This window comes from Gluconobacter albidus, assembly GCF_002005485.1.
Taxonomy (GTDB): Bacteria; Pseudomonadota; Alphaproteobacteria; order Acetobacterales; family Acetobacteraceae; genus Gluconobacter; species Gluconobacter albidus.
In genome coordinates this window covers 569,185-582,947 of sequence record NZ_CP014689.1, presented here as the reverse complement: position 1 = coordinate 582,947, position 13,763 = coordinate 569,185, and the positions used below count along the sequence as shown (strand labels likewise).

Here is a 13,763-nt window from a genome sequence, read left to right as displayed (position 1 = left end):
CCGGAAGCACGGAACAGTAACCTTAGCCGTTGCGCGGCGACCAGGCCGGATCAGACGCACCCGTCGAGGTCCGGATCGGACGCTCGTTAAAGCCCGTAATGTCGATCGTCCCGATCCCCGATGCAAAGCCCGCGCCACCCGCACCTGCCGCACTCTGACGGCAGAACGCCAGCACGCGGCCATTGGGGCAGAACGTCGCGCTATCAACCGTAAAGCCCTGCGTCAGGATGCGTTCACCGCTACCATCCGGGTTCATCACACCGAGCGAAAAGCCTCCGCCGCCGATACGGGTAAAGGCGATCAGATCTCCACGCGGGGACCAGACCGGCGAACCATACTGGCCGGTGCCATAGGAAATCCGCTTCGCCGGACCACCCGACGCACTCATGATGTAGAGCTGCGGGCTGCCACCCCGGTCCGAGTTGAACACGATCTGGCTACCATCCGGGCTGAAGCACGGGCTGGTGTCGATTGCGCCATTGGAATTGGTGATCTGCCGCTTCGCACGCGAGGCCAGATCGACCACGAAAATGTCCGAGCCGCTGCCACGCGTGGCGGACAGCACGACAGAGCCACCGGTCGGCGAAAAGCGCGGCGCAAAAGAAATGCCCGCGAACTCACCCAGAATCTGCTGACGACCGGACGCCAGATCGAACAGATACACGCGCGGACGGTTGTTGGCGTAGGACATGAACGCAATCTGGTCGCGCACCGGGTTGAAGCGCGGCGTCAGCGTCAGCCACTCACCATTCGTCAGCATCCGCTCGTTGGCGCCATCCTGATCCATCAGGGCCAGACGCGTGATCTGGTGATGGCGCGGGCCGGTGCGGGCGATATAGGCGATGCGAGTATCGAAATAGCCCTTCTCGCCCAGCATCCGCTCATAGATCACATCAGCAATGATGTGCGCGATGCGGCGCCAGTTGGACGTCGAAGCCGTATAGGCCGTGCCCTGAAGCTGCTGGCCGGAAAGCACATCCCACAGACGCATCTCAACGCGCACGCTGCCTGAACCGATCGCCTGACCGGCCACGGCCGCACGGGCACCCTGTGCCTTGAGCGCGCTGAAATCCGGTGTAGAGCCCGGCGGCACGTTGCCGCTCATGACCTTGAACAGGCCGGTGCCGTTCAGATCGGACGTGATGACACCGGAAATCTGCTCACCCAGACCCGCCCCGAAATTCGGGATGACGATGGGGATCGGCTCCTGACGGGCCTGATCGACGGTAATTTCAGCTTCGCCTGGGCCAGAAGCCCCAGCAGACTGCGCAAAAGCCGCCAGAGGCGTTGCCAGGAGACCACCAGCAGCAGTGGCTCCCAGAACGGAGCGGCGCGAAAACAGCGCGCTCAGGGCCTCGGCGTCGGTATCGGGAATGAAGGACATGAGACTTCCTCGTGGATTACGGCCTGAAGACAAAACGCAACTCATGCGTCTGACCAAGCATCTTGGAGGGAATGGGCAGATGGGCACAGGTGGGGCTCAGCACCGCATCCCGCGCCCGCTCCGCCAGAACGCGGTAAGACGGGTCGGAAGCCATTTTCGCAGCCGTATCAGGCGCAAATTTGACAATCCGCGCCTCACCGGTCGCATCGACGGTCACGACCATATGCGCAACAAAGCTCGCATAGTTCCGTGCCTCGGTATCTTCGGTGTAGCAACGGCGCACAGAACCGCCGATGGCTTTCTGATCCGCCATGGACAGCGACTTGGTGATGTCACCATTCGGCACACCACCCCCGTTCGGCGCACCACCCTGGGGCGGATTGGCCTTTGCGGTCGGCGCATGGGTCTGCTTCTGGTCGGCGCGGAAATTATCCAGCGTCGCCAGCAGCGAATGACTGTCCGCTTCCGTCTTCTTTGCCGCGTTCGGCTGCGTCATATGCGAGAACTTCGGCATATCGGGCAGCTTGTCGGCCTTCTGGGTCTGCGGACTCGGCGGCGCGACCATCGTCGATTTCGACGGCGGTGACGGCGTGGGCGGTGATGCCGGCACAGGCTGCGGGGACTCATCCGTCATTTTCGGCGGAAGCTTGATGTCCGGCAGCTTCTGGGGCGGCGTCTCCGGCGGAGGCGGCACAGGCTGGGGTGGCGGAGGCGGCGGAGGCGGCTCTTCCGTCGGCGCCTTCAGAGGCGGCGTCGGAGACGGAGGGGCCTCGTTCTTCACGGGTGCAGGGGCCGGAGCGGGCGCAGGGGCCGGATGATCGGCCTTGACCGGGTGAGTCGGCGGACCAGCCTGCTCGAATTCCATCTGCACCGTCGGTGGCTCAGGCGGTTCGGGGGGGGGCGGCGGCGGAATTTGAACAATCAGATACGCGATCAGCCCCAGATGAATGGCGGCTGATCCGTAAAGCGCATGACGAAAGCGCCTGTTGTCAGAGCGGCGTGGACGGACCACGGCAGGCGCCTCTTACTGGCCGCTCTGGGGCTGCTGCGCGAGAAGCGCAACATGCGTGAAGCCGCCCGACGTGATCTGCCCCATGACCTGCATCACCTGTCCATAGTCGATATGGGCATCGGCGCGAACAAAGATGCGGTGGGTCGGATCGTTCTGCGACTGCGCCTTGAGCTGGTCAATCAATTGATCGGACGTGACCTGCTGGTCGCCCAGATAAAGCGAGCCATCCGTCCGTAGAGACACGGTAATCGGCTTGGAATCCGAATTGACCGGGCTGGCATCCGTTTTCGGCAGATCCACATTGACGCCACTGGTCAGCATCGGCGCCGTCACCATGAAAATGATGAGCAGCACCAGCATGACGTCCACCAGTGGCGTGACGTTGATTTCCGAGGCGGGCCGACGCTTGCGGCGTCCGCCTCCTCCAGCCCGTCCTCCCGCAGACATCCCCATGGTTCAGGCCTTCCCGCCGGTCGTATCGTCCGCACGTTCCTCGGACTGACGCGACAGGATGGCCGCGAACTCGGTGCCGAAGGCTTCCATGCGGTCCGTGAACTTCTCGAACGAGTTGCTCAGGCCGTTATAGGCGATATAGGCCGGAATGGCGGTCACGAGACCAATGGCCGTTGCGAACAGGGCTTCGGAAATACCCGGCGCCACGACGGAAAGGTTCGTGTTGTGCATCTGCGCGATGGACGCGAAGGAATGCATGATGCCCCAGACCGTTCCGAAAAGGCCGACAAACGGTGCCACCGGGCCGATCGTCGCCAGGAAGATCAGGCGGCGCGTCAGGCGGTCGTTCTCACGCATGACGGTGATGTCGATGGCGCGGTCCACGCGCTCGCGCACGCCGCCCCGCGACAGGTCGATGCCGCCGATCCGGGCGGAACGGCGCCATTCGCCCATGGCTGCGCCGAATACGGCCGCCATCGGATGTGTCGGGCGCGCACCGTCGGATTCGTAGAGATCGTCGAGCGATCCGCCCGACCAGAAACGGTCCTCGAATTCCGTCGCCTCGCGGTTGACGCGACGGATGAGAATGATTTTTTCCGCAATGATCGCCCATACGCCGGCGCTGCACAGCAGCAGACCCAGCATCACCAGCTTTACAACGATGGAGGCGTGCAGGAACAGGTCCAGAGGCGAAAGACCGGTCGCACCGACCGCCCCAAGCGCACTCGAACTTACCTCATGATCCACTGTTCTCTCCTGTACAGATCCTGTCCCTTGCGGGTCAGGACTCTCCATTGCACTTCACGCGGAAACAGGAAAGTGGGTCAGACCTCTCCTGCCTCCAGTTTTCTCACTGCATCACGCCAGCGAGGCGGAATTTTGGCAGGTTTCATGTCAACGGCACTCAGACAGGCCAGTTCCACGTCGATAACCGTAGCCGTTTCGCCACCTCCGGAATAATTCCGGACAGTCTGACAAAGTTTCAGCCGCGTCGGCGTCATGGCGTCCAAGGCCGTCTCGATTTCCATCTCGTCATCGAGTCGGAGTGGCGAGCGATACCGGATCGCCGCCTGACGCACGACGAAGACCAAGCCGAAATCGTTCAGAAGCTCCGTCACGGACGCGTCCGCATCCCGCATCGCCTCGCTCCGCGCACGCTCGGCAAAGCCCAGATAGCGTGCGTGATAAACGATACCCCCCGCATCGGTGTCTTCGTAGTAAACCCGGAACCTGATCTTGTGCGTGGCCATACTGTCTCTCCAGTCATGGTGCGCCCATCCCGCGAACCGTGTTCAGGGACTTTCAGGGCGCGGAATCGTCCTGCTCCAGCGTGGAAAGCAGGTCCACCTGGCTCGCGGGCGGGTTCAGACCCAGATGACGCCATCCGGCCTCACCCAGCATCCGCCCACGCGCCGTTCTGAGAACAAGCCCTTCCTGGATCAGGTAAGGCTCGATCACGTCTTCCAGCGTATCGCGCGCTTCGGCAAGCCCTGCCGCCAGCGTTTCCACCCCCACCGGGCCGCCATGATGATGTTCGGCAATCCGCTTCAGATAGCGCCGGTCCATTGCATCCAGGCCTCGCTCGTCAACTTCAAGCCGCCCCAGAGCCGCATCGGCCAGCGCACGGTCCACGACCGCATGCTTCGAGACCAGCGCAAAATCCCGCACGCGGCGCAGCAGACGCCCCGCAATCCGAGGCGTGCCGCGCGAACGACGGGCGATTTCTTCCGCCCCATCGTCCGTCAGACGCATCCCGAGCTTCAGAGCCCCGCGCGAGACGATCGCCCGCAGTTCTTCCGGCGTATAGAATACCAGCCTCAGAGGAATCCCGAACCGGTCCCGCAGAGGTGTCGCCAGCAATCCCGCCCGTGTGGTCGCGGCCACAAGCGTGAACGGCGCCAGATCAATCCGTACGGACCGCGCAGCCGGGCCTTCGCCGATAATCAGATCGAGCTGGAAATCTTCCATCGCCGGATAGAGGACTTCCTCGATCGCCGGCTGAAGACGATGGATTTCGTCAATGAACAGCACGTCACGTGGCTGGAGATTCGTCAGGATCGCCGCCAGATCGCCCGCCCGCTGGATGACCGGCCCGGATGTTGCCCGGAATCCCACACCCAGTTCCCGCGCAACGATCTGCGCCAGCGTCGTCTTGCCCAGGCCCGGCGGTCCGTGCAGCAATACATGATCCAGCGCCTCTCCACGTGCCCGTGCGGCCTCGATGAAGATGGCAAGATTTTCGCGGCTGGCTTTCTGGCCCGTAAAGTCCGCAAGCGTTTCAGGCCGCAGACTGCCCTCGCCCGTATCCTCAGGCTGACGGGCCGGATCGGTTTCGCGGTAGGTGTCACTCATCGCGCGAGATCCTTCAGGCTCAGACGGATTGCCAGATCAAGCGTCGCATTCTCGTTCTCGGCCAGTACCTTGCTCAGAACAGGCCACGCCTCGGCCCGGCGGAACCCGAGCCCCGCCAGCGCCAGCAGCGCATCGTTCTCGACACTCGGCCCAGAGACAATCCCGGGTGCGGATACGGTCCCGCCCCCGCCCGGCATTTTCGCAACCTTGTTGCGCAATTCGCTCAGAATACGATCCGCCAGACGCGGCCCCACGCCCGCAGCCCGCGTCAGTGAGCCTTTGTCTCCAGCATTGATCGCCAGCAACAATTCGCCCGGACTGTTCGCCGAGAGGATCGCCAGCGCCACTTTCGCGCCCACGCCCTGCACGGTCGTCAGCAGACGGAACCAGTCCCGCTCATCCGTGGTCGCAAAGCCAAAAAGCTGGATGGCATCCTCGCGCACGATCGTCTCGATCAGCACGCGTGCCACGGAAGGTGGCTGAGGCAGTGCCGCCAGTGTGCGGGTCGAGGCCGAAACCACATATCCCACGCCATTGACGTCAACGATGCAGCGCTCGCCCTCGATCTGTCCGACAAGTCCGGTCAGTTGCCCGATCATGCCATGCGCTTCCCTGCCACCACATGCGCCGCGCTGGCCCGGTGATGCGCATGACAGATCGCAACGGCCAGCGCATCGGACGCATCGGCCTTGCGGATCTCGGCACCCGGCAGAAGCCGCTTCACCATCATCGTCACCTGCTCCTTGGTTGCAGACCCGGTTCCGACCACGGACTTCTTGACCGTCATCGCCCCGTATTCCGCAACCGGAAGCCCTTCATAGGCTGGCGTCAGCAGAGCTACCCCACGCGCGTAGCCGAGCTTGAGCGTTGAGGAGCCGTTACGGTTCACATAGGTCTCCTCAACAGCCGCCTCGGCGGGTGCGTATTCGCGGATCAGCTTTTTAAGCGCGCCATGCAGCTCGCACAGACGCAGCGGCACGGATTCGGACCCATCGGTCCCGATCACCCCGGATGCCACATGCTTCAGGTGATTGCCGTCCACGTCGATGATGCCCCAGCCCATGAAGCGCAGGCCGGGGTCAATGCCCATCAGGCGGATCAAGCAGCCAGCGCCTCGGCCACGTCGTCAGGAATGTCGAAATTGGCGTAGACGGCCTGAACGTCGTCATTGTCTTCCAGCACGTCGATCAGCTTCATGACCGAACGCGCCTTGTCCTCATCCAGCGTCACGCTGTTTTCCGGACGCCAGTCGAGCTTGGAAGACTTCGGTTCACCAAAGCGGCTTTCAAGCGCATCGCGGACAGCGAAGAAATTTTCCATCTCGCAGGTGACTTCATGACCGTCTTCCGTGGTGACGGCATTATCCGCACCGGCTTCGATCGCAGCTTCCAGCATTTCGTCTTCCGAGGCCACATCCAGCGGATAGCTGATGACGCCCAGGCGCTGGAACATGAACGACACCGAGTTCGTCTCACCCATCGAACCGCCATGCTTGGAAAACGCCGCACGCACTTCGCCCGCCGTCCGGTTGCGGTTGTCCGTCAGCCCTTCAACGATGATCGCAACACCCGCGGGGCCGTAGCCCTCGTAACGGACTTCGACGTAATCATCGCCACCTGCGGTGCCAGACGCCTTCTTGATGGCGCGCTCGACATTGTCCTTGGGCATGTTGACTTCACGCGCCATGGACAGCGCCGCACGCAGACGGGGGTTGGAGGCGGCTTCGGGCAGACCCGAGCGCACCGCAACCGTAATTTCACGCAGCACCTTGGCGAACTGCTTGGCCCGCTTGGCATCCTGCGCACCCTTGCGGTGCATGATGTTCTTGAACTGTGAATGACCGGCCATCGGTCGCTCCTTCCTCTATCGTCGCGTCAGAGGCTCAGGCGAGCCTGCCATGACAGTGTTTGAACTTCAGACCCGATCCACACGGGCAAAGGGCGTTTCGCGGCGTCTCCGCATACCAGCGCTGAAGCGTCGCCGCATCAGGCTCTTCCCCAACCGGCACGGGCTGCGGACGTGACATCGGCGCCGCGGACGGAAAGACCGTCATCGGCTCCCGGACAGGCAGGGATGCCGGAATTTCCGAACCCGTAGTGCCCTGCGCGAACAGACCAGCAGGTTCTTCGGACGGGCCGGACGTCTCGGTGTTGATGACCGGGAACGGCGGCGGCTCGGATACGGCCTGAATGCGGCACATCGTCTCCGTTACGCGGACCCGCATGTCGTCAAGCATCGCCGTGAACATCTGGAAGGCTTCCTGCTTGTACTCGTTCAGCGGATCACGCTGCCCGTAAGCCCGCAGACCAATGCCCTGACGGAGCTGGTCCAGCCCATGCAGATGCTCTTTCCAGACCGCATCGAATGTCGTGAGCACGACCTGTTTTTCGATCAGGCGCATTAGCTCGGGGCCCATATTAGCCGTCCGCGCTGCCTGCGCCTTCGCGGCTTCGGCCTGAATGCGCTCGATCACGCCTTCGGAATCCATACCGTCTTCCTTCGCCCAGTCCGCGATCGGCAGATCCAGGTTCAGAATGCGGGAGACGTCTTTCGCCAGCCCTTCCGTATCCCAGGCCTCGGCAAAAGATTTTTCGGGAATATGGGCGTGGACCAGATCCTCGATCGTGTGCTCGCGCAGTTCGGCGATCACACCCGACAGATCTTCCGTCGCCATGTATTCGCGGCGCTGGGCATAAACCTCCTTGCGCTGGTCATTCATGACGTCATCATATTTGAGCGTGTTCTTGCGCATGTCGAAATTGCGCGCTTCAACCCGCTTCTGCGCCTTTTCCAGAGCCTTGTTCAGCCAGGGATGAACAATCGCCTCGCCTTCCTTGAGGCCCATCTTCTGCATCATCGCGCCCATCCGGTCGCTGGCGAAAATGCGGATCAGGTCATCTTCAAGCGACAGGAAGAAGCGCGAGTTGCCCGGATCGCCCTGACGGCCCGAACGGCCTCGAAGCTGGTTGTCCACACGGCGGCTCTCATGGCGTTCGGTGCCGATCACATACAGACCACCCGCCTTGTGAACCTCTTCGTGATGCTCCTCGATGCTCTCCCGGATATCCTGCTCGACAGCCGTACGCTGTGCTTCGTCTTCAACATGCTCGATACTGGCCTTCACCAGCATCTCGATATTGCCACCCAGTTTGATGTCGGTTCCGCGACCGGCCATGTTGGTCGCAATCGTGATCGCACCCGGCGCACCCGCCTGGGCAACGATGATGGCTTCCTTCTCATGCTGCCGGGCATTGAGCACGTTATGCGGAATGCCGCGCTGCGTGAGGATATGGGAGAGGTATTCGCTCTTCTCGATGGACGTCGTGCCCACGAGAATGGGCTGGCCCGTCTTGTGGATATCGCGGATCAGATCGGCCACGGCATTGAATTTTTCCGCTGCCGTCAGATAGACCTCGTCATCCGTGTCGATCCGCTGCACCGGCAGGTTCGTCGGGATTTCCACCACGTCGAGATGATAGATTTCCGCGAACTCGTCAGCCTCGGTCATGGCCGTACCGGTCATGCCCGACAGCTTCGGATAGAGGCGGAAATAGTTCTGGAACGTGATGGAGGCGAGCGTCTGGTTCTCCTGCTGGATCTCCACATGCTCCTTGGCTTCCAGCGCCTGATGCAGACCATCCGAATAGCGGCGCCCGTCCATCATACGACCGGTGAACTCGTCGATGATGACGACCTTGCCCTCACGGACGATGTAATCCACATCCCGCGTGAACAGCGTATGCGCCCGCAGGGACTGCTGGACGTGATGAACCACCGCCACGTTGTGAATGTCGTAAAGGCCGCCTTCCTGAAGCACCCCGGCCTGCGCCAGAAGCTCTTCGACACGGTGCGACCCTTCTTCGGTCAGCGTGACCGAACGCAGCTTCTCGTCCTTGTCGTAGACGTCAGGCTCTTCAACGAGCTTCACGACCACATCATCGACAGAGCGATACAGGTCGGAGCTGTCATCCGCCGGACCGGAAATGATGAGCGGGGTCCGCGCCTCGTCGATCAGGATGCTGTCCACCTCGTCCACGATCGCGTGGTTGAACGGACGCTGCACCATATCCGCGAGCGAATATTTCATATTGTCGCGCAGATAGTCGAAGCCGAACTCGTTGTTCGTGCCGTAGGTGATGTCCGCCGCATAGGCCTCGCGACGCTCACCGTCGGACAGGTTTGGGATGATCACACCCGTCGTCAGCCCGAGGAAGCTGTACAGAACAGACATTTCCTCGGCGTCACGGCGTGCAAGATAATCATTGACCGTAACGACATGCACACCCTTGCCGCTCAGCGCGTTCAGATAGACCGCAAGCGTTGCCACAAGGGTCTTGCCCTCGCCCGTCCGCATTTCCGCGATCCGACCGCCATGCAGGACCATGCCGCCAATGAGCTGCACATCAAAATGACGCTTGCCCAGAACCCGGCGCGACGCCTCACGGCAGACCGCAAAGGCTTCCGCCAGCAGGCCATCAAGGGTTTCGCCTTTCTCAAGCCGCTCCCTGAACTCGACCGTTTTCTGTCGGAGCTGCTCGTCAGAGAGAGCCTGGACCGCAGGCTCCAGTGCATTGATCTCGGGCACACGGCGCTGATACGCCTTGAGCGTGCGATCGTTGGCAGAACCGAAAAGGGCGCGGGCGAGGCGTGCGAACATGCTGAACCTTGAGATGCCGATGGCCCGGAACGCCAGATCTTTCCAGAAGCGGAAAGACCCGCACACCGTGCCGTCAGGATTTTCACGTCTGCTGGAAATAGGACCGGGGCCGCGTAGGGTCAATGGAGAGGCCGCAGAGAACCTTGAGGAAATGTCCGCATTGTCATCGCAGTGTCACATCCAGCCCGCAGCCCGTGCCCCATACGACACCCTCGTGAAGGAATGGTAACGGACCGCACCCTTGCAGGGCGGACCAGCCTTTGTCATGGTGCAGGCCATCCTTATTCTCAGGTCATATCCGAGGTAGTCCCACATGCGGCTTTCCCGCTCCACTTTCGCTCTCGCAGCCCTCCTGGCCGGCACATCGGTTGCTGCATCGACGGCTTTCGCCGCCCCTGCTCCCGCTCCGGTCGCAACGGCTCCTGCGGCAGCTCCTGCTCCTGCAGCCAACCCGGACATGCTGATCGCGACCGTCAACGGCTCGAAGATCACACTCGGTGACGTGCAGCGCGCTGCCGGCAACCTCCCGCCCCAGGCCCGGCAGATCCAGCCGTCCGTTCTGATCCCGCTGATCGTCAACCAGCTCGTTGACCAGAAGGCCGTTCAGATCGCCGCCGACAAGGAAGGCCTGAGCCGCAAGCCGGACGTGAAGGCTGCCATGGACGCCGCTGCCGCGAACGCCCTGCAGAACGCCTATCTCGAAGAAAAGGTCGGCCCGCTGGTCACCGATTCCACACTGCACGACTTCTACCAGACGCATTATGCGAACAAGAAGCCGGAAGAAGAGATCCACGCCCGCCACATCCTCGTGGACAGCGAAGCGCAGGCCAAGGACATCATCGCCCAGCTCAACAAGGGTGCTGATTTCGGCAAGCTCGCCGCACAGCTTTCCAAGGACAAGGGTTCGGCTGGCGCAAATGGTGGCGATCTCGGCTGGTTCAAGAAGGCCGACATGCTGCCTGCTTTCTCTGCTGCCGCCTTCGCCATGAAGCCGAACACGATCTCCCAGACCCCTGTTCACACCCAGTACGGCTGGCACGTGATCCAGGTTCTCGCGACCCGCACGGCCCCGATTCCGACATTCGATCAGGTCCACGACCAGGTCCGTCAGGAACTGATCCGCGACAAGGTGCGTGACATCGTACAGAACGCCGAATCCCAAGTGAAGGTCGTTCACTACGACGCACAGGGCAAGGTCATTCCGGACGCAGCGCCGGCTGCCGCACCTGCAAAGAAGTAAGACCATGGCAAAGCCGCTCCCCGTCTCTCCGCTCGCTCGTCCGCTGCCGGACCTTGCAACGATTGCGGGCGTGCGGCTTTCCGCCGTCGCCGCGGGCATCCGCTATCAGGGTCGTACGGACCTGATGCTGGCGGAATTCGTCCCCGGCACGGTCGCGGCAGGCGTCTACACCAAAAACGCCTGCCCCGGCGCCCCGGTGCTCTGGTGCCGGACCGCGCTGACAACCCCCTATGCCCGCGCCCTGCTCGTCAATGCAGGCAACGCGAACGTCTTTACCGGTCGCGCCGGAATTCAGGCCTGCGCAGATTGCGCTGACGCCACCGCACGGCTTCTGGACTGCCCCCCGCAGGACGTCTTTCTCGCGTCCACGGGCGTGATCGGCGAAAAACTCCCCCAGGACCGCATCATCGGGGCCCTCCCCGCCGCCAAGGCCGGGCTGGACGAAAACGGCTGGGCCGATGCCGCCCGCGCCATCATGACGACGGACACCTTCCCCAAGGCCGCACGCCGTGACGTGACGATTGCCGGAACGCCCGTCCGCATTCAGGGCATCGCCAAGGGTTCGGGGATGGTCGCTCCCGACATGGCCACGATGCTGGCCTATGTCGCAACCGACGCGAAACTGCCGCAGAACATCCTTCAGTCCCTGCTGGCCTCGGGCTGTTCCCAGAGTTTCAACGCCATCACCGTCGATTCGGACACGTCCACATCGGACATGCTGATGCTGTTCGCCACCGGACTGGCTGACAATCCCGAGATCGACGACATCAACGACCCCGCTCTCGCCGAGTTTACCCTTGCGCTGAACGACCTCCTGCTGGAGCTCGCGCTCATGGTGGTCCGCGACGGCGAAGGGGCAACAAAGCTCGTCCGCATCGGCGTCACGGGCGCTGAAAGCAACCTTTCCGCCCACCGTATCGCGCTCTGCATCGCCAATTCCCCCCTCGTAAAAACCGCCATCGCGGGCGAGGACGCCAACTGGGGCCGTGTGGTCATGGCCGTTGGAAAAAGCGGCGAACCAGCAGATCGCGACCGGCTTTCCGTCGCCATCGGTGGCACGTGGATCGCCAGAGAAGGTGGCGTCGTCGAGAATTATGACGAAGCCCCGGTGGTTGCCCACATGAAGGGTCAGGAAATCGAAATCGTCGTCGATCTCGGCCTCGGTGACGGCGAGGCCCGTGTCTGGACCTGCGATCTGACGCATGGCTACATCGACATCAATGGCTCCTACCGCAGCTAAACGCATCCAACACGTCAGCGAGAGCGGGGCTTGTGCGTCCCCGCCTCTGTCGATAGCAAAATCTGTTGTTGATACACTTCAGGCGCTCGCAAAACCGGGTGCCGTTTCGCACCTGATATAAGGAAAATGTCCATGTCTGCTGCAGCTCGCGTGCTTGTTCTTGGCGGTGGCGTCGGTGGGCTTGAAGCCGCTGCGGCTCTGGGCCGTCACCAGAATATTTCCCTGACACTCGTTGATCGCAGCCCCGTCCATTACTGGAAACCGGCCCTTCACGAATTCGCTGCAGGTACCATGCAGCATCAGGGCAACTGCATCCCCTTTACTGAAACAGCAGCCAAATTCGGCTTCACCTTCGTCCAGGGCAGCCCCACGACGGTCAACCGCGACAGCAAGACAGTCTCGCTCGATACCGGCGCCACGCTGCCCTACGACTATCTGGTGGTGGCCCTCGGCTCGCGCGCGAATGATTTCGGCATTCCCGGCATTGTCGATCACTGCATGTTCATTGACAGCCTGAACGATGCCGATGCCCTGTTCGCAACCTTCCGCGAAGCGGTCCAGAAGGCCCGGACGGCTGGCGAAAAGCTCTCCGTCGGCATCGTCGGCGGCGGTGCAACGGGCGTCCAGCTCATTGCCGAGCTGTGCAAGTCCATTGACGACGCCCGCGGTCTGGGTCCTGCCGTTCGCAAATCCCTGCTGAACGCCGTGCTGATCGAAACCGGACCACGCATCCTTCCGGCCTTCCCTGAAGCCGTCTCCTCGGCCGCCGCACGCCAGCTCGAAAAGCTCGGGATTTCCGTGCGAACCGAAGCCATGGTCGTCGGTGCGGACGAAACGGGTTTCAGCCTCAAATCCGGCGAACATATCCCCGCCAGCCTCCGCGTCTGGGCAGCTGGCGTGCGCGCTTCGGATGCCACGAACCTTCTCGAAGGTCTGGAACGCGGTCGCTCAGGCCAGCTTGGCGTCACCACGACGCTTCAGACCACGCAGGACCCGTCCGTCTTCGCGATCGGTGACTGCTCCCGCATCGACGCCGCGCCGATTGCACCCACGGCACAGGCCGCACGCCAGCAGGGTCAGTATATCGGACGCGCCCTGCCGGACATCATCGCCGGCAAGACCCCTGCCCCGTTCGCTTATAACGATCGTGGCGCTGTCGTGGCCCTCGGGGACTATAACGGCTGGGGTATGCTGGACGCCAAGCGCAGTTTCGGGGGCGGTCTGCTCTCGGGTCTGGCCGCGCGCCTGATCCACGAAGGCCTGTACCGTCAGCATCTCGCGGGCATTCTGGGCGTCACACCGACGGCCTGCAGCACGCTCCGCGAGCATCTTTCTCCGGTCAAACCTGATCTGGGGGGCTGAAAACCCTTTTCAGAACCCTGTCAAAGGGGGAATGTGGAACGTAGTGTCCCCAGACCCTGCGTC

General features: G+C 62.4%; 13 protein-coding genes. 3 read left to right on the top strand and 10 right to left on the bottom strand.

From position 1 onward, the window contains the following. Positions 1-22: 22 nt before the first annotated feature. The 10 genes from tolB to secA are packed head-to-tail and all read right to left on the bottom strand — an operon-like array spanning position 23 to position 9,858. Positions 23-1,384: a Tol-Pal system beta propeller repeat protein TolB gene (gene tolB, locus A0U94_RS02540; RefSeq protein ID WP_062109031.1), complete on the bottom strand. Its 1,362-nt coding sequence runs from the start codon at positions 1,382-1,384 to the stop codon at positions 23-25. Between the two features lie 16 nt (positions 1,385-1,400). Beyond that, positions 1,401-2,396, bottom strand: coding sequence for an energy transducer TonB (locus A0U94_RS02535; RefSeq protein WP_077802343.1), 996 nt, complete (start codon positions 2,394-2,396; stop codon positions 1,401-1,403). 12 nt (positions 2,397-2,408) lie between these two features. Further along, positions 2,409-2,849: a protein TolR gene (gene tolR, locus A0U94_RS02530; RefSeq protein ID WP_062029159.1), complete on the bottom strand. Its 441-nt coding sequence runs from the start codon at positions 2,847-2,849 to the stop codon at positions 2,409-2,411. A 3-nt stretch (positions 2,850-2,852) separates the two neighbouring features. Then, complete coding sequence (gene tolQ / locus A0U94_RS02525) at positions 2,853-3,644, bottom strand: protein TolQ (RefSeq protein ID WP_174694421.1); 792 nt, start codon at positions 3,642-3,644, stop codon at positions 2,853-2,855. Positions 3,645-3,673: 29 nt separating this feature from the next. Further along, entirely contained in the window at positions 3,674-4,099 is a 426-nt protein-coding gene (gene ybgC, locus A0U94_RS02520) for a tol-pal system-associated acyl-CoA thioesterase (RefSeq protein WP_062029163.1), read from the bottom strand. Between the two features lie 52 nt (positions 4,100-4,151). Beyond that, positions 4,152-5,201: a Holliday junction branch migration DNA helicase RuvB gene (gene ruvB / locus A0U94_RS02515; protein WP_062029165.1), complete on the bottom strand. Its 1,050-nt coding sequence runs from the start codon at positions 5,199-5,201 to the stop codon at positions 4,152-4,154. Next, positions 5,198-5,800, bottom strand: a complete 603-nt coding sequence (gene ruvA / locus A0U94_RS02510; RefSeq protein ID WP_077802342.1) for a Holliday junction branch migration protein RuvA — start codon at positions 5,798-5,800, stop codon at positions 5,198-5,200. The genes ruvB and ruvA overlap by 4 nt, the downstream gene beginning before the upstream one ends. Further along, positions 5,797-6,303 (bottom strand): crossover junction endodeoxyribonuclease RuvC, encoded by a 507-nt coding sequence (gene ruvC / locus A0U94_RS02505; protein ID WP_041111979.1) that lies wholly within the window; start codon positions 6,301-6,303, stop codon positions 5,797-5,799. The genes ruvA and ruvC overlap by 4 nt, the downstream gene beginning before the upstream one ends. Then, a complete protein-coding gene (locus A0U94_RS02500; RefSeq protein ID WP_062029168.1) occupies positions 6,300-7,049 on the bottom strand; it encodes a YebC/PmpR family DNA-binding transcriptional regulator in 750 nt (249 codons plus the stop codon). The genes ruvC and A0U94_RS02500 overlap by 4 nt, the downstream gene beginning before the upstream one ends. 34 nt (positions 7,050-7,083) lie before the next feature. Further along, positions 7,084-9,858 (bottom strand): preprotein translocase subunit SecA, encoded by a 2,775-nt coding sequence (secA, locus tag A0U94_RS02495; RefSeq protein WP_077803800.1) that lies wholly within the window; start codon positions 9,856-9,858, stop codon positions 7,084-7,086. A gap of 313 nt (positions 9,859-10,171) precedes the next feature. Here secA and A0U94_RS02490 point away from each other — a divergent pair, with 313 nt between their 5' ends. From A0U94_RS02490 to A0U94_RS02480, 3 genes are all read left to right on the top strand, one after another. Then, entirely contained in the window at positions 10,172-11,098 is a 927-nt protein-coding gene (locus A0U94_RS02490; RefSeq protein WP_062029170.1) for a peptidylprolyl isomerase, read from the top strand. Positions 11,099-11,102: 4 nt separating this feature from the next. After that, positions 11,103-12,338, top strand: coding sequence for a bifunctional glutamate N-acetyltransferase/amino-acid acetyltransferase ArgJ (gene argJ, locus A0U94_RS02485; protein ID WP_077802341.1), 1,236 nt, complete (start codon positions 11,103-11,105; stop codon positions 12,336-12,338). Between the two features lie 132 nt (positions 12,339-12,470). Beyond that, complete coding sequence (locus tag A0U94_RS02480) at positions 12,471-13,700, top strand: NAD(P)/FAD-dependent oxidoreductase (RefSeq protein ID WP_077802340.1); 1,230 nt, start codon at positions 12,471-12,473, stop codon at positions 13,698-13,700. Positions 13,701-13,763: the final 63 nt, after the last annotated feature.